Source organism: Rosenbergiella epipactidis (assembly GCF_018494055.1).
Lineage (GTDB): Bacteria > Pseudomonadota > Gammaproteobacteria > Enterobacterales > Enterobacteriaceae > Rosenbergiella > Rosenbergiella epipactidis.
This window is the reverse complement of sequence record NZ_JABBFQ010000009.1, coordinates 33,054-53,781: the sequence shown is the minus strand read 5'-3', so window position 1 is coordinate 53,781 and position 20,728 is coordinate 33,054. Positions and strand designations below refer to the sequence as shown.

The window sequence follows — 20,728 nt, the reverse complement described above, 5'->3', positions numbered from 1 at the left end:
CCCTGAAAATAAATAAGTGACGCGCGGCGAGAATTAAGGATAAATTGCTTTACCTTCCTCAGTCGTAATAGTCTTTTTCCATGCATCACGGACAAGTGTCACGACCGATGCAGGGAGTGCTGCGTAATCTAGGCTATTAGCGGTTTTCGCACCCTGTTGATAACCATAATCGAAAAACTGTAAAACAGCTTTAGCTTTATCCACATTAGTCGGTTTTTTGTAGACGAGAACATAGGTGGTTGACGAGATTGGCCAAGCATTATCACCCGCTTGGTAGGTCAGGTCTTGTGCAAAGCTCTGCTGCCAATTTGCCCCTTTTGCAGCATCGCTGAACGATTGCTCATTCGGCGCAATGGCTTTTCCTGAGGCATCAACCAATTTGGTATAGGTAAGGTTATTTTGTTTGGCGTAGGCACATTCAACATAACCAATCGAGCCTGGCAGACGCTGTACAAAGGCTGCTACGCCATCGTTACCCTTACCGCCTAGACCAACCGGCCAATTAACCGTGTTTCCTTTACCAATTTTACTATTCCATTCTTGGTTAACTTTCGCCAAGTAGCTGGTGAATACAAAAGAGGTTCCTGAGCCATCGGCACGGCGAACAACATTAATATTCGTTGCCGGTAGGGTTAAGCCAGGGTTTAAAGCTACGATGGCAGGGTCATTCCAGCGAGTGATTTTCCCTAAATAGATATCACCTGTTGTTTTGCCATCCAAAATCAGTTGCCCAGATTTAATACCCGGTAAGTTTACGGCAAGGACGACGCCACCAATAACGGTAGGAAATTGGAACAGACCATTTTTTTCTAAGTCAGCTGCGCTCATTGGCGCATCAGACGCACCAAAGTCAACGGTCTTAGCGATGATTTGTTTTACCCCGCCTGATGAGCCGATCCCTTGATAGTTCACTTTACTCCCATTGGCTTTATAGTAATCTGCTGCCCAACGAGAATATACCGGTGCAGGGAAAGTACCACCAGCGCCAGTAAGATCAGTTGCGGCGAAGGCCGAAACGGTAGTCATTGCTAAGGTAACTGCTGTGAGGTGAGTCGCCATCTTACGCTTGAATTTCATACTCTCTCCAAAAGACCGATTCAATTACAACCAAAGGTGTGTTCCCGTTAAATTAGGTCAATTCAATGACACGCAGATGTCAGTTTTATGACAGAAATATGACAACGAAGGTTATTGGTAAGAGTGTAGGCGTAGGCAAGATACAGCCGCTAGCGAAGATAGTGAGGATAAAAAAAACCCCTCATGACTGAGGGGGAAGACAGGGATGGTGTCTATGGCAAGGAAAAAGGTATGACATACTACTGGTACTACCTTACAGTCAACACGGCATGCTCACTGTAATTCTTTGATATCGCATAATTTATCTATACGATATTCATAATTCTGCTGGACTTGCTTTTTCTGGCTTGACGTTAATAATCCGTAGATTTGATTACGTACATGGGCCATTTCAACTTGGAACTTAACTTGCTCGTCTGCAATTTTTTGCGCTTGATTGCGAACAGCTGTCTCATCAAAATCAGGGGACAATGTTAATTTCTGCATCGCCTTCAAATCGCCGATATCCGTAGTGGAGTGGCGAAAACGAAATTGATCGGTCAGGTCCCGCATTCTTTGACGCTGCGACTCACTCAGTTCGATACCATCGAACATATGTGATTGGATACGTTGTGTCAGGCTATCATTTGTTGTGCAAGGCTGGTCAATCTGATCTTTACGTGCCGTTTCGACGTTTTGGGCGTACCCCGTAGAAACCATAAATAAAGAGGATATCGCGAGAGCACAAAGATGACGCATTTCACTGTTCCTCGTAGCAGTTGTTGTTTGAAGCATTGGGGGGTAGTCTAAGCGAGTTGCTGCAAACATCCGTCAGGGGGTGTAAAACTAAGTAAAGTGATAAACACGTTACCATGGAACAAGGTATTTTTGCTGCCGAAGAGGAAAGATCATGAATAAAATTTTACTCGTTGATGATGACCGTGAACTAACTTCACTGTTAAAAGAATTACTAGAAATGGAAGGTTTTGATGTAACCGTCGCGGGTGATGGCGAGCAAGCGTTATCCTTGATGGACAGCAGCATCGACCTATTACTTTTAGATGTCATGATGCCTAAGAAAAATGGTCTTGATACATTAAAAGAACTCCGCCAACAACATCAAACGCCAGTCATTATGCTGACAGCGAGAGGGAGCGAGCTGGACCGCGTGCTTGGATTAGAACTTGGTGCCGATGATTACCTGCCGAAACCTTTTAATGACCGTGAATTAGTTGCGCGGATCCGTGCCATATTACGTCGTTCAAATTGGAGCGAGCAGCAACAAGTTCAAGAAAGTAATTCCCCTACCCTCAAGGTCGATGAATTACGTCTGAATCCTGGACGCCAAGAGGCCAGTTTCGATAATGAATCTCTGGAACTGACGGGAACCGAATTCACTTTACTCTATCTATTAGCTCAACATCTCGGTCAAGTTGTCTCTCGCGAGCACCTTAGCCAAGAGGTACTGGGTAAACGCTTGACGCCTTTTGACCGCGCGATCGATATGCATATCTCTAATCTACGCAGAAAGCTTCCTGAACGTCGTGATGGGCATCCTTGGTTTAAAACCCTTCGTGGCCGTGGCTACCTAATGGTCTCTGCAACATGATTGCCAGTCTGACTACCCGTATCTTTGCGATTTTCTGGTTAACCTTGGCGCTCGTGCTGATGCTTGTCCTCATGGTGCCTAAGCTCGACTCACGGCAAATCACCTCTCTACTCCCAAGCGAATATCGCGAGGGAGCAATGGTTGAGCAACATATTGAAGCCGAGCTACGACAAGATCCTCCCAATGACCTGATGTGGTGGCGACGTCTCTATCGAGCAATCGATAAATGGGCCCCACCGGGTCAGCACCTCTTACTTGTTACCTCTGAGGGACGGGTTATCGGTGCACGCCATAATGAAATGCAAATTATTCGGAATTTTATCGGGCAGTCAGACAACGCCGATCACCCTCAAAAGAAAAAATATGGTCGACAAGAGATGGCTGGCCCATTCTCTATTGAGGATGGGGAAGATAATTATCAATTGTACATGATCCGTCCAGCCAGTAGTTCACAGCTCGACTTCGTGAACCTACTGTTTGACCGCCCTTGGTTACTCCTTCTCGTCACCATGTTAATCAGTACGCCCTTATTGCTGTGGCTGGCATGGAGCCTCGCCAAACCTGCACGTAAGCTCAAATATGCTGCCGATGAAGTGGCCAGCGGCAACCTGCGCCAGCATCCTGAGCTGGAATCCGGTCCCCAAGAGTTCTTAGCGGCGGGGGCCAGCTTCAATCAGATGGTCAGTGCGCTTGAACGTCTTATCAAAGGGCAGCATCGCTTACTGTCTGATATTAGCCATGAATTGCGTACTCCTCTCACTCGTTTACAACTCTCGACGGCATTGTTACGTCGCCGTGCTGGCGAAAGTAAAGAATTGGAGCGTATTGAAACTGAGGCGCAGCGCTTAGACGGAATGATTAACGATCTGCTCGACCTTTCACGCACTCAGCATAAAAATGCTTTAATTAGTGAAGTGTTAAGAGCCAACCAATTATGGAAAGATGTTATTGACGATGCACGCTTCGAAGCGGAGCAAATGGGTAAGAAAATGGACATCCCTTATCCACCTGGCGCTTGGCCTCTGTATGGTAATCCACACGCTTTAGAAAGTGCGGTCGAAAATATTATCCGTAATGCCCTGCGTTATTCTCACTCAGCCATCAGTATCAGCTTCTCTGTGGATAGAACGGGCTTAACCTTACATGTTGATGATGATGGCCCTGGGGTCGACCCACACGATCGTGAACAAATCTTCCGTCCTTTCTATCGAACGGATGAAGCGCGTGACCGTGCCTCCGGCGGAACGGGACTCGGCTTAGCGATTGTCGACACGGTTATTCAACAGCATCACGGGCATGTCAAAGCTGAAGATAGCCCACTCGGCGGCTTACGGTTAACTATCTGGCTTCCGTTATACTCAGCGAAACAATAATTTGCTATGCTGCGGCTCTCGAAAAGGGAGCCGCCATGATTAATATCGTTTTATTCGAACCAGAAATTCCACCCAATACCGGGAATATTATTCGCCTCTGTGCAAATACAGGATTTTCCCTGCATATTATCGAACCTTTAGGTTTTACTTGGGACGATAAACGCCTGCGCCGTGCGGGACTGGATTATCACGAATTTACTGCCGTAAAAAAACATGCTAATTACGAGGCTTTTCTCGCGACTGAACAGCCCGAAAGACTCTTTGCACTGACGACTAAAGGCACCCCTGCCCACAGTGCAGTGAGCTGGCAGGCCGGTGACTACCTGATGTTTGGCCCGGAAAGCCGTGGTCTACCGGCAACAATACTCGACAGCTTGCCGCCCCAGCAAAAGATCCGTATACCTATGGTAGAGAATAGCCGCAGTATGAATCTTTCAAACTCAGTCGCGGTGGTGGTGTTCGAAGCTTGGCGTCAATTGGGCTATGCTGGCGCACTGTTACGAGAATAAACGCAGCGTTATATCCCATCACCGTATTCAAACCCCATTGCCCCAGTGAAATGTTGATCCATTTCCATTGAGGGCCTTTGGCTGGTCGGACGGCCTACAATTCTTGCAGGAATTCCGGCCACGGTGGTATGGGGTGGGACAGCCATCAATACGACCGATCCGGCCCCAATTTTTGCCCCTTCACCAATCTCAATATTGCCTAACACTTTCGCGCCAGCGCCAATCATTACTCCCTCGCGGATTTTGGGATGACGATCGCCGGAAGTTTTGCCGGTCCCGCCCAGCGTAACAGACTGCAATATAGAGACATCGTCACTGACGACCGCCGTTTCGCCAATCACGATACCGGTTGCATGATCGAGCATTATGCCACAGCCAATTTTTGCCGCCGGGTGGATATCGACGCCAAAAGAAACAGAAATTTCGTTCTGTAGATAGACGGCAAGTGAACGCCGGCCTTCGCGCCATAACCAATGACCAATACGGTAAGCTTGCAGCGCATGGAAGCCTTTAAGATAGAGTAAAGGGGTCGAATATTTATCCACTGCGGGGTCACGCTGACTCACCGCCATAATATCGCGAACCGCAGACATGATCATACCGGGATCTTGGTGATAAGCTTCTTCTACTATGTCGCGAATCGCAATGGCGGGCATATTGGCATTCGCCAACTTATTCGCCAACATGTAGCTTAAAGCACTGCCTAAGTTGTCGTGCTTTAGTAGCGTGGCGTGGAAAAAGCTGGCAAGCATGGGTTCGCCGGATGCCAGCTCACGTGCTTCAGCGAGAATCGCTTCCCAAATTTGCTCAAGCTCTTCCGAAGACATGACATGCTCCTGATAAAAAACGCCCAAACGGGCGTAATAATTAAATAAAGTAAGCTGACTTACTGACGTGATTCGTCTTTACGTTCTCGTCCCAACAGAGCGATGGCTGCATCTTGAGTGGGTTTACCACAATAAAGCACTTGGTAGATTTGCTCAACGATTGGCATTTCTACCCCCACACTGGCCGCAAGGAGGTAAACTTCTTTAGTGTTACGATAGCCTTCTACAACCTGACTAATCGTTTCTTGCGCTTCTTCAACCGACGTTCCTTGCCCTAACAGCATTCCAAAACGGCGGTTACGTGATTGGTTATCTGTGCAGGTTAATACTAGATCGCCTAAACCGGCCATGCCAGTGAAGGTCTCCGCTTGCGCACCTAATGCCAAGCCTAAACGAGACATCTCCGCTAATCCACGGGTGATCAACGCTGTGCGGGCATTGGCACCAAAGCCCATACCATCTGACATGCCCGCTCCGATGGCGATGACGTTTTTCACCGCACCGCCCAATTGCACACCGGTCATATCATTATTACTGTAAACCCGAAAACTTTTACCGCAGTGCAGCTTAGTTTGTAAGTCGTTCGCAAATTGCGCATTCTTCGATGCTAAAGCAATCGCGGTGGGCATACCGGCAGCAAGCTCTTTGGCAAAGGTCGGCCCGGAAATGACTGCCAGAGGAATATCAGGACCTAAAATTTCGCGGGCAACGTCTTCGAGTAAACGCCCCGTCTCAACTTCTAACCCTTTAGTCGCCCAAACAATACGCGTATCCGACAGTAACATTGGGGCGATCTGCTTTAACACGTCACCAAAGACATGGCTGGGGACAACAATTAACAGATCACGACTTTGCGTAACGGCTTCATGAAGCTGGGAGGTTAAGACAAGATTATCAGGGAAAGGGACATCGGACAGGAACTCGGCATTGCAACGTTGTTCGCTTAACCGCGCGATATGTTGTGGGTTATGCCCCCATAACGTCACAGGATAACCGTTACGGGCCAGAGTTATCGCTAGAGCGGTGCCGTATGAACCGGCACCGATAACGCTTACGCTTGCTTCACGCATCGTGATTAAGCATCCTGCGCGACTTCACCACCTTCTTGCTGCTGAAGGTAGTTCATGAAAAGCGCGTCAAAGTTGACAGGTGCTAAGTTCAGTTGCGGGAAGGTACCACGAGAGACTAGCGCAGAGATGCACTCGCGAGCGTAAGGGAACAGAATGTTAGGGCAATATGCGCCTAAGCAGTGAGCCATTTGCGAACCTTCGATTCCCGAAATGGTAAAAATACCTGCTTGCTGAACTTCGCATAAGAAAGCAGTATCTTCACCAACAGTAGCGGTGACGGTTACGCGAAGAACGACTTCATAGATCCCCTCAGAAAGTTGAGTCGATGCGGTATCGAGGTCCAACTTTACATCAGGTTCCCACTCTTTTTGGAAAATTTGTGGGGCATTAGGTGCTTCAAAAGAGATATCTTTGGTGTAAACACGCTGGATCTGGAAAGTCATTTCATTTGGGTTCTGTTCAGACATGGTACTCAATCCTTTAATACAAAATAGGGCCTATCGTTAGGCATTCAGTAGTGGGTCTAGTTGTGCACGCTGTTCCAATGCAAACAAATCATCGCATCCGCCAACATGGCGCTGATCGATAAAGATTTGTGGCACTGTCGTACGCTGACTACGATCTATCATTTCCGCCCGTTTTTCGCTGTCATTATCGATCGCAATTTCGTGGTATTTCACACCTTTTTGATCCAACAATGCTTTTGCACGATGGCAAAAAGGACAGGTTTGTTTGGTGTAGATATCGATGGATGCCATAAAAGCCTCTTTAGAATCTATTTGCCACGGACCAATGGAAGGTTTTCACTACTCCAACCACTAATACCATCCTTTAATACAGATACTTTTTCGAAACCTGCTGCGTTAAGTTGTGCCGCAGCCTCTCCGGCACTCTGTCCCGTTGCACAGACGACAATCACCGGCTGAGATTTGTACTTTTCGAGTTCGGAAAAATTGCCTTTCTTGATTTCGTCACTGCTCACTTGGAGCGCACCAGAGATATGGCCACGACGAAAATCATCACGCCCACGCACATCCACCACGACAGCGTTTTCTTTATTAATTAAATGGGTAGCTTCGCCGCGCCCGATTAACTTGACTTTAGAAAACAGGCCCTTGAAAGTAGTAAAAATCACTAATACCAGTAATACCACCCAAGCAAGGCTTAAGATAAGGTGATTGTGAACGAATTCCATAATATCTTGCATAAGAAAAACAACTCCGAGAACGATCTAATATAAATGTATCCGCGCAGTGTTGTAACACTGCGTAGTCGGGACAACATTGCAAAATGGGAATTATCTACTGTAATAACCTTAGACTGGCCCTTTCACACTGCCGAATTCTTACCTATTATCTGATTATGCCATTATTATAGGCTGTACACTATAAAACCCGAGCGTTACTCTGGTAACCTGTGAAACATCATGGAATAATCTCAGCCTTATGACGGAAAAAAAGCGTTTCACTCTATCTTTTTCAGCTCGGCATAATACGATTTTGTCACCGCAATTTCGCCGTTTACCGCTGACGTCCAGCCTGCTCCTCTGTGCGGGCCTATTGACCTTACCCATTTCTGGCTATGCTGACGATAATCAATCGGCGCTCCGATCGATTCAACAAGATATTGCGGCCAAAGAGCGCAGTGTTCAAGCACAAAAACAGCAACGCGACGAATTATTGGGTAAGTTAAAGAGCCAAGAGAAACTTATTGCCCAAGCCAGCCGGCAATTACGTGAGACGCAACTCAATCTAGATAGCATTAATAGCGATATCCAAGAGCTAACGGACTCTATTGAAGAGCTTATCCGTTCTCAAGCTCATGAAGAAAAGGTGCTTGCGGCCCAGCTTGATGCGGCTTTCCGTCAGGGACAACATAGCGGTATAGAGCTTCTACTCAGTGGTGAAGACGGTCAACGCAGTGACCGAATGCTGACTTATTTCCGTTATTTAAATACTGCACGTCAAGAAAACATCGAGTCATTAAAACAGACCCGTGCCGATTTGGCCGATAAAAAATCACAGCTCGAAGTGCGTCAACAGCAGCAACAAGCGCTGTTCAGCCAACAAAAAGCGCAACAAGATCAATTACAGGCCGCTCAAAGTGCTCGGCAAAAAACCTTACAACTATTGAATGCCTCATTACAGCGAGATCAAGCCGACCTCGCCGAAATGCGACAGAACGAAAACCGACTACAAAACCAGATTGCCCGAGCCGCGCAAGAAGCTAAAGCTCGAGCAGCTCGCGAGGCGAGAGCCGCAGAACAAGTCAAACAGCGCCAAGCGCAAGCCCAAGCTAAAGGCTCAACCTATCGTCCTACCGAAGGTGAGAAAGAACTGATCGCCCGCACAGGCGGTTTGGGCAGGGCCAATGGCCAATACCCTTGGCCAATCCATGGGCGTCTTATTCATCGTTTTGGTGATAATTTACAAGGCGAACTACGCTGGAAAGGATTGGTTATTGGTGCAGCGGAAGGCACTGATGTTCGGGCGATTGCCGATGGCCGCGTCTTAATGGCCGACTGGTTACAAGGTTACGGCCTTGTCGTCGTGATTGAACACGGTAAAGGTGATATGAGCCTCTATGGCTATAATCAGAGTGCCTTAGTGAACGTTGGTCAACAGGTAAGAGCCGGGCAACCTATCGCGCTAGTCGGGAGCAGCGGCGGGCAAGGTGCTCCGGCACTTTACTTTGAAATTCGACGCCAAGGACAAGCAGTTAACCCATTAAGCTGGCTAGGAAGATAATGTGCGAAAATTATTTCATTCCTTTATTTCTTTTGGTTTCCTAACGTTCGCCTATTCAACCTATGCCGGACAGTTAGCCCTGGTTATCGACGACTTTGGATACCGTCCCACGGAGGAGCATAAAGTGATTGCTCTTCCTAATACGATCTCTATCGCTGTGTTACCTGATGCCCCACATTCCCGTTCGATGGCCACCCTTGCCCACCAAGCGGGCCATGAGGTGCTGATTCATCTGCCGATGGCACCGATGAGCAAGCAACCCCTTGAGGTGAATACATTGACCCCTGAAATGAGCCTTACTCAGGTGCAAAGTATTATCGAGCATGCTATTCGCCAAGTACCCTATGCGGTGGGGTTGAATAATCATATGGGGAGCCGGATGACCTCCAGCTTACCTGCGATGCAAAAAGTCATGAGCGTGCTTAACCATCATCAGCTCTATTTTCTCGACAGCGTGACCATTGGTAATACCCAAGCCGTCAATGCCGCACGTGGCACATCCGTGAGAGTATTGAAGAGAAATGTCTTCTTAGATGACACACAAAATGAAGCGGATATTCGCTACCAATTTCAACGTGCGGTTAAGCTCGCCCAACGTAATGGTTCGGCTATCGCCATAGGGCATCCCCATCCCACTACGGTAAAAGTTCTACAACAACTTCTCCCTACCCTGCCCGCTGATATTAAATTGGTGAAATTGAGTCAGTTACTCAATCGTTCAGCGGCAACCACCGTTACCCACGCATCGCCACCGCCAAGACTCACCGCGCATTGCCCTCGTACCCAGCCTCTACGCCAGCTTCACCCTGCAGAAGGCGTAATGATCATTTATACGTCGGTACGCGATAGCCAATTCATAAACAACATTAAAGCATTATTCTAAATTAGGCCGCCAATTCGGCGGCTTACTGCCATCCTCCGGTGAAGATGGTATGATTTAAGGTAGTTAACTCGAATAGTGATCGAGTTTCGTCTTAATCGAAAGGTGGTTTATGATTATTGTAACTGGTGGTGCCGGCATGATCGGCAGTAATATCGTTAAAGCGTTAAACGATCGCGGTCATAACGATATTTTGGTGGTGGATAACCTCAAAGATGGCACTAAGTTCATTAATCTCGCTGATCTTGATATCAGTGATTACATGGATAAAGAAGAATTTTTGATGAGTATCGTGGCCGGTGATGATTTAGGGCCGATTGAAGCTGTTTTCCACGAGGGCGCATGCTCTGCAACAACCGAGTGGGACGGCAAGTATATGATGGACAATAACTACCAATACTCTAAAGAATTACTGCATTTTTGTTTAGAGCGTCAAATCCCCTTCTTGTATGCATCCTCAGCAGCCACTTATGGCGGACGAGACAGTGATTTTATTGAAGAACGCCAATACGAATCGCCACTCAACGTCTATGGCTACTCTAAAATGCTGTTCGACCACTATGTAAGAAGCATTCTTCCTGAAGCTGACTCACCGGTGTGTGGATTCCGCTATTTTAACGTTTATGGTCCTCGTGAAAGCCATAAAGGCAGCATGGCCAGCGTCGCCTTTCACCTTAATAATCAAATTAACCAAGGTGAAAATCCGAAACTTTTTGCCGGTAGTGAACAATTTAAACGTGACTTTATCTATGTTGAAGATGTCGCTGACGTGAATCTCTGGTGTTGGGAAAATGGCGTTTCAGGCATTTTTAACTGTGGTACAGGCCATGCTGAGTCATTCCAAGTCGTGGCTGATGCCGTACTGGCGCATCATCAACAAGGTGAAGTGGAATATATCCCTTTCCCAGAGAAGCTTAAAGGTCGTTATCAAGCTTACACTCAAGCCGACCTGACTCGCTTGAGAAAAGCAGGGTATACCAAAACCTTTAAAACCGTAACTGAAGGCGTAAGCGACTATATGCGTTGGTTGAACAAACCTTAAGAAAGTGGAAGCCTTATCGATGAAAATATTAGTGATTGCGCCATCATGGGTCGGTGACATGATGATGTCGCAAAGCCTGTATCAAACGCTGAAAGCACAATGGCCACACGCGGTAATTGATGTCATGGCCCCTGCATGGTGTAGACCACTACTGGCGAGAATGCCGGAGGTTAATCAAGCGATAGCCATGCCGATTGGCCATGGAAGCTTGGCATTGGGCGACCGATACCGGCTCGGTAAGGCGTTACGTGATAATCACTACGACCACGCTTACGTTCTTCCCAACTCTTTTAAATCCGCACTTATTCCTTGGTTTGCGGGAATAAAACACCGTACGGGCTGGCTAGGTGAAATGCGTTATGGCTTATTAAACGATCACCGTCGTTTAGATAAAACAGTGTTTCCTCTGATGGTCGAACGCTATATCGCTTTAGCTTACGAACAGAATAAAGTCACTCGCGCAGCAGACTTACCAAAGCCGCTCGCACGGCCAGCACTGGTTGTGTCAGAACGCGAAAAACTTGAAACAGCGGCCCTCTTTAGCCTACATGCTGATCGTCCACTCATCGGCTTTTGTCCAGGGGCAGAATTCGGGCCAGCGAAGCGTTGGCCTGACTATCATTATGCTGAACTCGCTAAACAGCTGATTGCAAAAGGCTACCAAATCGCACTCTTTGGCTCAGCCAAAGACAATGAAGCCGGCGCTGAAATCATCGCACGATTAACGCCTGATGAGGCAGCACACTGCACAAATCTAGCGGGTAAAACTGAACTTGATCAAGCTGTCGTCTTACTCGCACAATGCCATGCGGTAGTCACTAATGACTCAGGGTTGATGCATGTTGCAGCGGCCCTCGGGCGACCGCTGGTCGCACTATACGGCCCGAGTAGTCCAGATTTTACACCGCCTCTCACTGATCGCGCCCGCATTATCCGCTTAATCACCGGCTATCATAAAATTCGCAAGGGTGAAGGGGAGCAAGGCTACCATCAAAGTCTGATCGATATTACCCCAACGCAGGTCTTCGCGGAGTTAGAAACACTGTTAGCCACGGTCCGGGAGCATGAATGCGAGTCTTAATCGTCAAGACTTCTTCCATGGGCGATGTTATTCATACGCTGCCCGCACTAACGGATGCACTCAAGCAAATTCCGACCATCCGTTTCGACTGGGTCGTGGAAGAGGGCTTTAGCCAAATCCCCACTTGGCATCAGGCTGTCGATCGTGTCATACCGGTAGCCATCCGTCGCTGGCGGAAAAATTGGTTTCGTCGCGATATTCGAGAAGAGCGGCAGCGCTTCACCCAGCAACTGCAGAGTGTTCATTATGATGCGGTGATTGATGCTCAGGGCCTGATCAAAAGCTCAGCCTTAATTACGCGTAAAGCCCTAGGTATCAAACATGGGTTGGATTGGCAGAGTGCCCGCGAGCCTCTTGCCAGTTGTTGGTACGACCGGGGTCATCGGCTGAGTAAACAACAACATGCGGTGGAGAAAATTCGGGCGCTATTCGCAGCCAGCCTCGGTTACCCCTTACCCGAGAGCCAAGGGGATTATGCAATTGCTCAACATTTTATCAACGCCCTTCCCGCGGATGCTAATCACTATCTCGTGTTCTTACACGCGACAACGCGTGATGATAAACATTGGCCAGAAAGCGCTTGGCAAACGTTAATAGACTTAGTGGTGGCGCAGGGTCTTAAAGTGAAATTACCTTGGGGTTCTCCACTAGAGCAGCAGCGTGCTATGCGACTCGCGGAAGGCCGCCCTCAGGTTGAGGTGTTACCGAAGCTCTCACTCAGTGAGGTCGCGACACAGCTTGCTGGCGCGAAAGGAGTGGTTTCAGTCGATACGGGTCTCAGTCATCTTACCGCGGCATTAGATCGTCCAAATATTACCTTGTATGGTCCCACAGACCCATTGCTGATCGGCGGGTATGGTAAGAATCAATATGTTATCAAGGGCCAACCCACTGGTAAAATGAGTGAAATCCAGCCCAGCGAAGTGCTCGAGAAACTTACCAATATTGGGTGTATCTAATGCTTAAGGCCTCCGCTGAACTCATCTGGAGGCCTTCTCATTATTTAGCGCTGGTTTGTATGATACGTCTCGGGCTTAAAAACATTCCCATTAAAAATGCTGAGGCGATTGCCGTTTGGAAAATGAAGGTCTCTTCAACCCACCCTCTTACAAAGAAATCGGCAAACACCATCAAAAAAACCGAACTATAACAGTAACGGATAAGATTTTCGGAGCGTCGATAGCCTTTGAATGCTGTGATTAATAGGACCAATACCACACTGACGGCTACAAATAGCCCCAAGACCCCACCAGCAAACCAGTTAGAGAGGAAGAAATTATGTGGCCCAATAGGCTCACGGAAAAACCACTGCTGGTATTGCGGTAAGTTATTGGCATAGGCTTTAAGATAGACCTTATCACCAATACCCGTGCCTTTCACGGGATGCTGCATAATCATATCCCAAGCCGCACCTTGCGTCCCATTGCCAAAACGATGGCTACTTGAGGTCTGTTCTAATTTATAAGTGAGCACTGACAACCGCTCATGGAACTTCACAAAGAGCCCCATTCCGCACACTGCAACGATAAGCGTCACCAGTAAAGGAAGTTTCCATTCCCGATTGAACACGCACCAAAGCAGAGAGAAGACTAAAATAGCTAGCCATGCCCCACGCTGTAACAGGCCGAGCATCAGGAAACCATACAAACAGGCTGCTACAACGAAAATAATTTTGGCTTTTATACCTTTCGTTTTCCAGAGTAATAAAAGACAAGGTAGAGAGAAAATAAGCGCTTCAGCAATAAATCGATGATTATAATTCGAGAAAGGATAGATTCCCTGACAATACTCAACATAGTAAGCGTAAAACTCTTTTCCACCTGAAATTATAAACATTAGCCCTAAACCGAGCAATAATGATTGGCAGATTTGGCGATGCGTGAGTTGACTGAGAACAAGAGCAAAGGCGATAGGCGTGAGGACCGTCTTTTCTGCAATGGTATTAAAAAAATACTTAAAACTCATTGAGTTGTCGATTGATATCGATGAAGAGTATATCCCAGCGATTAAGAGTAAAACTAAAAACTTAAATACATGACTCTTTACGAGTTCTTTGACTATCTGTCTTTCATAATAAATGATAAACACAGACGTTATGATTGCGCAATATAGAACTAAATGCTTATATCGAGTAATACCATCAACAAAAAAAAGTCCGACGAACATAATAAAAAGAATGGAACACCATTTTTTCATTCCCACGTATCGGCTAAAAAAAACCTTTAACTGATTAATCATATCGTTACCTAACTCAATCTTAGCCTAATAATTATTTATTATTATGACTATAAGAGATCACGCCAATGAACTGCCCTGCGTGAGCTTGCCATACTGTTCTGGCCGCTTACTATAGAGCAAAATTTATGGCGATTCAAAAGGTGGTGAAGCCGCCTATTGATCGCGTAATTCGACCTCTTCACCCACTTTTTCGACCAAAGGAATAATGTCGTAAGGAATCGCTGTGGTGGTGGAAAGCGTAAAGAGCGGCGGGTTGATCTTCTCTCTCATAAAACGTAACACCGCAATAATTTTCTGTGTATCTTGGCTTATCTCTGAAGGCATTACCGCCTCACCTGGACGGTCATAAAAACGTTGTCCACCCGACGTTAAATCGAAACCCGCGCAAATAATTTTAGAATAACCTAAAGAGTAGGCTAACTGGATAGCGGCATAGGCGACCGTTTTACAGTTACAGTAGCCAAGCGTAATATCCTTAGAAAATCCCTTCATTCTTTTCTTTCTTGAGAAAGGAACATCGATCATCACACTCGGATGCCGCGCGCAAAAAAACGCATACTTGAGTTTTTTTATAGGCCCCGACTTTTCTCTTTTATAGAGTTCTTTCAAAATAAAGCAGCGTTCAGCTAGCCAACGCTGTAAGTCGGTGGGAGCGGCATCGAAGACTTCCTGGTTGATAAACGTGAAGGTCGCTGCGGTAACATGCCGCTGAAAGGCTTCAAAACGCTGCGTTGCAAATCGACCATCGGTAACCAAATAGATAAAGGGGTTAATCCCCTGATCCAATAAGTAGCCCGCCGACCCATTGACCGCGATAATATCCGTGGCGCGTAACTGCGAAAGCGGGACCTCAGAGGCCGAAGGTCCGGAGAGAAAGAGAAGGCACGTTGTGTGCCTTCTTTGTTCGCGTAACTGAGCAAGTTGCGCCCGGGAAAAAAATGAGAGGGTGGCCACTTATACTGAGCGCCCAATCAAGCGTCCCTTAAAGGCCTTAAATTTTTTACGAAATTGCGACTTACGTTTTACCCATTGGTAAGAGAAACCACGATGAAAGTTACTGATCCCGAAGTGTCTTTCTAAGTCGATAAAATCCTTAGCGGCACGAAAACGGGAGTAGTTTTTACCCGATAAATCAATGACTCTTACCCGCCCGTCCGATAGCATAAAGTTCTGCTTGTGCGCATCATCAAAAATAACCTGATGTTGATGTAAAACTTTAACGCTTTCCAACACTTCAGACTTAATCTCTTCGGTCAATTCGCCTTTCGCCGCCAAAATATCCATTTCTACACCCGGGATATATTCGATGATCATAATGAATCGGCTCGCAAAGTTGAAGATTTTGGTCTCAGCAAGAAGATGAAAATCGTTGGGGAAAGTCACCTGCCTTTCGCGAAGCATCGCGGTCTGCTTGAACAGCGTTAGGTAGTAATCGCCACGGAAGAAAGACTTTAAAAAACGCTCATTCCGCTTTTCTTTTGGTGTAAACACTTTCAATACATAAAGCCTGCCGTCTTTTTCGACTAAGCTGACTTTGGTATCAGGGATACTACGAAATACTTTCAACGTCGTTAAGCGAGAATGAAGAAAATCATCCAACATATTGATGAAAAATTGATCATCACCGTTCGTGTAAACGGTGTAGCCTGCAAGTTTGGATTGAGTCACCATAGCTATCTATTTATCGCCGAGAAAGTAGTTTACGAAGTAAATACCTAAAAAAATATCCATATCCTTTAAGTGTTTGTTTCTGATGAATCAGATGTTTGTAACAATACCGATATTGGTACGTTGACCGAGGTAACTGTAACGGCTCCCCTTTCCATGGAGAATGCGCTTTCGCCAGTTGAAACGCCTGGGCACTTGGGTACTGCCCCCAAAGATGCCAAGGTTTGGTCGGCCCAATAAAATGCATAAAAATGCTGGAAGAAGTGAATTTTTTACGCTTCGCTTCATTAAGCTCATAATTAAGGCTGTATTGAGTATTATATACGCTATTCAAAAATATTTTTTTGTCTACGAGCGCTAAATTCAGGAGATCTTGATCATAAAACGAAAGTTTGGCCTGCTGTTGTGGGTCGGCCGCTAACCGTAAGATATGCTCGTAAATGGCTTCAGATCGCCAAGCCTCGAGATTGAGTAGCATCACCCCAGAATTAAAATAGCCTTGGGCGAGCGCTTTACACCCTAACACCTCTGCTTGGTGTGCCCACCAGGTAGCATCACGTTCGGGGACCGCCGCGACAACGTGATTATCGAGGTCCAGATCGAGCAACGCGCTAATATCGCCTTGGCAAACTACATCCGCATCAAGATAGAGCATGGTCGCAGCAGTCTGAGCCACTATCTCAGCCATGATAAAACGGTAATAAATTGCCGATGACCACAGTCTATTGGTGGGGAGTTGGGCGAAGTAGTCGTTGTCCAGAGTATACAGTGTCACCTTCAAACCATACTGTTCAGCAAGTTCGACCATTTTTTGCTGATCGATACGCGGAATATCATTACTAAATAGATGAAAGTGGAAACGAATTGATGGGTTATTACTGGCGACGGAAGCCATCGAGATCTCACTGCCTAATAAAAAGTCACCGTCTGCCCCCCACCCCACATGAAGCTGGACGGCATCATCCTTTACCGCACAAGGATCAAGGGTAATCTGTTGTTGGATTGCCTTTTCGCATGCCAGTAACGACATAATCGACAACGTTTTTTCAGCGGTCATAGCGCCTCTCATTCCTTTATAGATTCTTTCTTAGCGTACGCTGTTTGATTTTTTCCGCTTTCTTCTGTGCCTGCCGTATCAGACGAGCTTCTTGACGGAAAACCTCTCGTGTAGAACAAGAAAAATACTCGGTCAAAAAGTAGCAGTAATCTCGTAAAGAAAGTCCCAAAGGAAAGCTTGAGTAGTAAAGCGCGATAAGGTCTTTATCCCGCCAACGTACAGGCATTTTTTTCCATATTTGCGCGCGATGCAAGTCAATGACCGACAGTGTCGGATCGTTTTGTTCGGTATCGTAAGGTAACGCCAAAAGAAAATGGCAGATATAACAATCTCGATGATTAAGGCCCGAGCGATGCATCGCGGCAACAGTGCGCGCTAACTGTTTTATTAGCACCCTTTTTACAGAATAGGGAGGCGGTTGAGTTGCCCAATTCGCGCAATAGTCTTCAAGGCTGATCGCCGGATTTAAATCTTTTGTGATGATAAACGATTCGCGTTCTAATGGGTTCCAATGACGCTGACCATACCCATAACACGTCATCGTCGGGACATTGACGCTGTGAAGATGCTGAATAGCCAACCACTCATTTTTCGCGCCTAGCACAGGTAAACGTAGCGTAATTAGGTTTTTGAGTACCTCTTTTAGCGCCGTCCCTCTGTGATATTTTACGAAGTAGCTTTCTCCAGCAAAGTCAAAACGTAGGGTTTTTCTCGCTTCTACTTGCCGAAATGTCTCACCTTGCAGCGCCAAAATCTCTGCGTACGGGTCACTGTGCGCCCACGCCTGCTTAAAAGGCTGTTCGAGTTGCAGCATCTTTTACTCTCTTTTCAATAATATCTGCCGCCTGCTCTGGCAAACGATAAACATCATGGTGTTCACAGTACGTCAACCCTGCCTGTGACCATAATGCTAACTGATGTGGATCTTGTAAGGCGTCAGAGAGAACTTGATTGAATGTCTCTTGATCAAAAGGTTCGCTGATCACTCTGCCATTTCCGGCTGCAGAGAGGTAGGGTGCATTACCGCAAACTTCCGTACAGATAACAGGTAGCCCTGAGGCTAAGGCTTCAATCAGGACGATACCCGCGGCTTCCTGATGGGCAGGGTGAAGGAGGAGATCAGCAGCGGCCATCAATTGGGGAATATCGTCTCTTCCTTGATGAAAATGGACCTGAGCCGCTATACCTAGTTTTTCTGCATAATGCCGACAACTGGCGGCATTATCTGCACCAACTACCCAAAACGTTACCTTATCCTTGATCGATGACGGTAACGCAGCAATCGCAGCGATACTCCGTTTCACACCCTTACGCCGAAAATCAGACCCGACTTGCAGTAGGAAAAAATCGTCGCTGGTCAGGCCAAGTCGCTGGCGAGTTTCCTGTCGATAATTATCCCGTTGCTGCGAGGAGTATAGCTGCGGATCAATGCCCGGTGACAGTAAATGGAAACGTTCATTAGATGTCTGATAAAACTGAATAAAGTCAGTTTTTTGCTGAGGCGTTAGCACTAATATTTCTGTATTCGAATCGGTAGAAAAAACGGCATTTTCCGCCTGACAGTAACTACGGTAGCGTGGGGTTAGTTTATATAAGAACCCTTTTTCTTTCGCCGTTTTCGCTGCATAACAAACATCTGCGGCGAAATAAATATCTAAGCCCGCCATTTTATTGAAACCGACTAAGAGATCATCAGGGTGCGACCGCCGATAATCCGCAATCCAACGACTAAAAAAGTGATTTCGAGCATGGTTAGAGGATCCTTGTTTCGGTACCAAAACCACCTCAAATCCTGGACACTTTTCTCCTTGCCATTCAAAGGTGTAAACAACGACTTGATGACCACGTTGCTGGCAAGCTAACGCAATACGCTTAAAATCTCGTTGCTGCCCACCGTAAGGGAAGTATTTATGTAAGCAAAAGGCTATTTTCACGTAAACGTCCTCACTAAGGGGCCTTGATAATAGGCGATTTCATTCGTTGAAGCGCTGCCTCATATCATTAATTGAGAGGCTAGGGCCGATAAGGTGAAGGTCACCGCAATGTTGGATTATCCCATTGGCCGCGAAACGAACGAAAATGGATAAGCAGCTCAGTCAATATTGCCAAGTTTACACTAATTAAGACGATGAGTGGGCGCTATTCGAGCGATGGTACGGGTCAAGTACGGCGGTGAGTGAGTCACGTAAACAGATAAGTCTGAAGGTGTAGGGATAATGTGAGAACCCTTTTTTTCTGGTAATATCGACGCCTTAATTTCATCTTTCAGGCCAACCGATAACACAATGCTGACTGCCGTTTATACCCTTTTACTTTATCTCGTCCAACCGTTGATTTGGATTAGACTTTGGCACCGTGGTAAAAAACTGCCAGGATACCGCCTACGCTGGAAAGAACGTTATGGTTATTGCAAAGGTAAAGTGGTGCCTGGAGGTATCGTCCTGCATTCCGTGTCGGTCGGTGAGACACTCGCCGCAATCCCTTTAGTCAGGGCCCTGCAATATCAGTATCCCACTATCCCTATTACTGTAACGACGATGACGCCAACCGGCTCAGAGCGAGCACAGTCGGCTTTTGGTAAAAATGTTTCGCATGTTTATCTTCCCTATGATCTGCCCACAGCGATCAATCGCTTTTTAGATACAGCCGCGCCGCGTTTAGTCATCATTATGGAAACCGAGCTTTGGCCAAATATTATCCATACCTTACATCGTCGCCAAATCCCCTTAATCATTGCTAATGCGCGTTTATCCGAACGCTCGGCTAAACGCTATCAAAAGCTAGGAAGAGAACTCGCCGAGCTTTTGCAAAAAATTAGCTGTATTGCGGCACAAAATAGTGAGGATGGTAAGCGATTTATTGCTTTAGGGGCTAAATCCGAGCGAGTCACCGTGACGGGCAGTTTGAAATTCGATATTTCCGTTACGCCTGAACTGGCCGCTAAGGCGGTCGCTCTCCGCCGACAATGGGCCGCCCATCGCCCAGTATGGATCGCGGCAAGTACCCATGAAGGCGAAGAACGTATTATTTTGGAGACACATCGCCAGCTACTCTCTCAATTCCCGACTCTTTTGCTGATTTTAGTGCCTCGTCATCCAGAGCGTTTTCAATCGGTGAAAGAACTTGCGGAAAAATTGGCTTTTGAACCGCTAATGCGCAGTGACAATCAAACGCCTAGTGCGACAACGCAGGTATTGATTGGCGATACCATGGGCGAACTGATGTTACTTTATGGGATTGCTGATGTGGCCTTTGTCGGAGGCAGCTTGGTGGAGCGTGGCGGACATAATCCTTTAGAACCTTCAGCCCATGCCATTCCGGTGATCATGGGTCCACATATCTGGAACTTTAAGGATATTTGCGGACGACTTGAACAAGCTCAAGGATTAATCACTGTCGCCGATCACGCGGCATTATTCCAAGAGATGACACAACTTCTCGCAGACAGTGATTTACGTAAATATTATGGCTTGCATGCAGTGGATGTCTTGCATCAAAATCAAGGCGCTCTTCAACAATTACTGCATATCGTCGAACCCTATCTTAACGCGCAATCTCATTAGGAGTGAAT

The 20,728-nt window shown here is 46.8% G+C and carries 22 protein-coding genes; 9 read left to right on the top strand and 13 right to left on the bottom strand.

The genetic code is table 11. The features are described from left to right. Window positions 1–33 precede the first annotated feature (33 nt). Together pstS and cpxP are read right to left on the bottom strand one after the other, a co-directional pair. Window positions 34–1,077 carry a phosphate ABC transporter substrate-binding protein PstS gene (gene pstS / locus HGT71_RS13215; protein WP_214218195.1) on the bottom strand — a complete coding sequence of 348 codons (1,044 nt, stop codon included), beginning with the start codon at window positions 1,075–1,077 and terminating at the stop codon, window positions 34–36. Between the two features lie 273 nt (window positions 1,078–1,350). After that, a complete protein-coding gene (cpxP, locus tag HGT71_RS13210; RefSeq protein WP_214218194.1) occupies window positions 1,351–1,815 on the bottom strand; it encodes a cell-envelope stress modulator CpxP in 465 nt (154 codons plus the stop codon). Window positions 1,816–1,966: 151 nt separating this feature from the next. Here cpxP and cpxR point away from each other — a divergent pair, with 151 nt between their 5' ends. Genes cpxR through trmL form a run of 3 tightly spaced genes read left to right on the top strand, consistent with a single transcriptional unit; the run spans window position 1,967 to window position 4,547 of the window. After that, window positions 1,967–2,665 carry an envelope stress response regulator transcription factor CpxR gene (gene cpxR / locus HGT71_RS13205; RefSeq protein WP_048913000.1) on the top strand — a complete coding sequence of 233 codons (699 nt, stop codon included), beginning with the start codon at window positions 1,967–1,969 and terminating at the stop codon, window positions 2,663–2,665. Next, window positions 2,662–4,038 carry an envelope stress sensor histidine kinase CpxA gene (gene cpxA, locus HGT71_RS13200; protein ID WP_214218193.1) on the top strand — a complete coding sequence of 459 codons (1,377 nt, stop codon included), beginning with the start codon at window positions 2,662–2,664 and terminating at the stop codon, window positions 4,036–4,038. Before cpxR ends, cpxA begins: the two co-directional genes overlap by 4 nt. 35 nt (window positions 4,039–4,073) lie before the next feature. Then, entirely contained in the window at window positions 4,074–4,547 is a 474-nt protein-coding gene (gene trmL, locus HGT71_RS13195) for a tRNA (uridine(34)/cytosine(34)/5-carboxymethylaminomethyluridine(34)-2'-O)-methyltransferase TrmL (RefSeq protein WP_048913002.1), read from the top strand. 8 nt (window positions 4,548–4,555) lie between these two features. Here the strand turns inward: trmL and cysE are convergent, their stop codons facing one another. Genes cysE through HGT71_RS13170 form a run of 5 tightly spaced genes read right to left on the bottom strand, consistent with a single transcriptional unit; the run spans window position 4,556 to window position 7,651 of the window. Next, entirely contained in the window at window positions 4,556–5,374 is an 819-nt protein-coding gene (gene cysE, locus HGT71_RS13190; RefSeq protein WP_048913003.1) for a serine O-acetyltransferase, read from the bottom strand. Window positions 5,375–5,433: 59 nt separating this feature from the next. Further along, the gene (gene gpsA / locus HGT71_RS13185; RefSeq protein ID WP_214218192.1) at window positions 5,434–6,444 is read right to left on the bottom strand and encodes an NAD(P)H-dependent glycerol-3-phosphate dehydrogenase; all 1,011 of its coding nucleotides are present in this window, start codon (window positions 6,442–6,444) and stop codon (window positions 5,434–5,436) included. A 5-nt stretch (window positions 6,445–6,449) separates the two neighbouring features. Beyond that, complete coding sequence (gene secB, locus HGT71_RS13180; protein WP_048913005.1) at window positions 6,450–6,911, bottom strand: protein-export chaperone SecB; 462 nt, start codon at window positions 6,909–6,911, stop codon at window positions 6,450–6,452. A gap of 36 nt (window positions 6,912–6,947) precedes the next feature. Further along, window positions 6,948–7,202, bottom strand: a complete 255-nt coding sequence (gene grxC / locus HGT71_RS13175; RefSeq protein ID WP_048913006.1) for a glutaredoxin 3 — start codon at window positions 7,200–7,202, stop codon at window positions 6,948–6,950. 17 nt (window positions 7,203–7,219) lie between these two features. Further along, on the bottom strand, window positions 7,220–7,651 hold the full coding sequence (locus tag HGT71_RS13170; protein WP_214218191.1) for a rhodanese-like domain-containing protein: 432 nt from the start codon (window positions 7,649–7,651) through the stop codon (window positions 7,220–7,222). A 238-nt stretch (window positions 7,652–7,889) separates the two neighbouring features. Here HGT71_RS13170 and envC point away from each other — a divergent pair, with 238 nt between their 5' ends. The 5 genes from envC to rfaC all read left to right on the top strand — a co-directional run bounded on the left by envC (window position 7,890) and on the right by rfaC (window position 13,153). Continuing rightward, window positions 7,890–9,191, top strand: coding sequence for a murein hydrolase activator EnvC (envC, locus tag HGT71_RS13165; RefSeq protein ID WP_214218190.1), 1,302 nt, complete (start codon window positions 7,890–7,892; stop codon window positions 9,189–9,191). A 1-nt stretch (window position 9,192) separates the two neighbouring features. Next, the gene (locus HGT71_RS13160) at window positions 9,193–10,074 is read left to right on the top strand and encodes a divergent polysaccharide deacetylase family protein (protein WP_214218189.1); all 882 of its coding nucleotides are present in this window, start codon (window positions 9,193–9,195) and stop codon (window positions 10,072–10,074) included. A gap of 109 nt (window positions 10,075–10,183) precedes the next feature. Continuing rightward, a complete protein-coding gene (gene rfaD / locus HGT71_RS13155; RefSeq protein WP_214218188.1) occupies window positions 10,184–11,113 on the top strand; it encodes an ADP-glyceromanno-heptose 6-epimerase in 930 nt (309 codons plus the stop codon). Between the two features lie 19 nt (window positions 11,114–11,132). Beyond that, window positions 11,133–12,194 carry an ADP-heptose--LPS heptosyltransferase RfaF gene (gene rfaF, locus HGT71_RS13150; RefSeq protein ID WP_214218187.1) on the top strand — a complete coding sequence of 354 codons (1,062 nt, stop codon included), beginning with the start codon at window positions 11,133–11,135 and terminating at the stop codon, window positions 12,192–12,194. Continuing rightward, a complete protein-coding gene (gene rfaC, locus HGT71_RS13145; RefSeq protein WP_214218186.1) occupies window positions 12,182–13,153 on the top strand; it encodes a lipopolysaccharide heptosyltransferase RfaC in 972 nt (323 codons plus the stop codon). The genes rfaF and rfaC overlap by 13 nt, the downstream gene beginning before the upstream one ends. 40 nt (window positions 13,154–13,193) lie before the next feature. Here rfaC and rfaL read toward each other — a convergent pair whose 3' ends face one another. The 6 genes from rfaL to HGT71_RS13115 all read right to left on the bottom strand — a co-directional run bounded on the left by rfaL (window position 13,194) and on the right by HGT71_RS13115 (window position 19,091). Next, window positions 13,194–14,390 (bottom strand): O-antigen ligase RfaL, encoded by a 1,197-nt coding sequence (rfaL, locus tag HGT71_RS13140; RefSeq protein ID WP_280528148.1) that lies wholly within the window; start codon window positions 14,388–14,390, stop codon window positions 13,194–13,196. Window positions 14,391–14,585: 195 nt separating this feature from the next. Beyond that, entirely contained in the window at window positions 14,586–15,386 is an 801-nt protein-coding gene (waaZ, locus tag HGT71_RS13135) for a 3-deoxy-D-manno-oct-2-ulosonate III transferase WaaZ (RefSeq protein WP_214218184.1), read from the bottom strand. Then, the gene (rfaY, locus tag HGT71_RS13130; protein WP_214218183.1) at window positions 15,387–16,103 is read right to left on the bottom strand and encodes a lipopolysaccharide core heptose(II) kinase RfaY; all 717 of its coding nucleotides are present in this window, start codon (window positions 16,101–16,103) and stop codon (window positions 15,387–15,389) included. A gap of 10 nt (window positions 16,104–16,113) precedes the next feature. Next, window positions 16,114–17,157: a glycosyltransferase gene (locus HGT71_RS13125; RefSeq protein ID WP_214218182.1), complete on the bottom strand. Its 1,044-nt coding sequence runs from the start codon at window positions 17,155–17,157 to the stop codon at window positions 16,114–16,116. A gap of 16 nt (window positions 17,158–17,173) precedes the next feature. Next, entirely contained in the window at window positions 17,174–17,971 is a 798-nt protein-coding gene (rfaP, locus tag HGT71_RS13120) for a lipopolysaccharide core heptose(I) kinase RfaP (RefSeq protein ID WP_214218181.1), read from the bottom strand. Beyond that, window positions 17,946–19,091 (bottom strand): glycosyltransferase family 4 protein, encoded by a 1,146-nt coding sequence (locus HGT71_RS13115; RefSeq protein ID WP_214218180.1) that lies wholly within the window; start codon window positions 19,089–19,091, stop codon window positions 17,946–17,948. The genes rfaP and HGT71_RS13115 overlap by 26 nt, the downstream gene beginning before the upstream one ends. A gap of 351 nt (window positions 19,092–19,442) precedes the next feature. Between HGT71_RS13115 and waaA the strand changes: the two genes are divergently transcribed. Then, entirely contained in the window at window positions 19,443–20,720 is a 1,278-nt protein-coding gene (waaA, locus tag HGT71_RS13110) for a lipid IV(A) 3-deoxy-D-manno-octulosonic acid transferase (protein ID WP_214218179.1), read from the top strand. The last annotated feature ends 8 nt before the right edge of the window (window positions 20,721–20,728 follow it).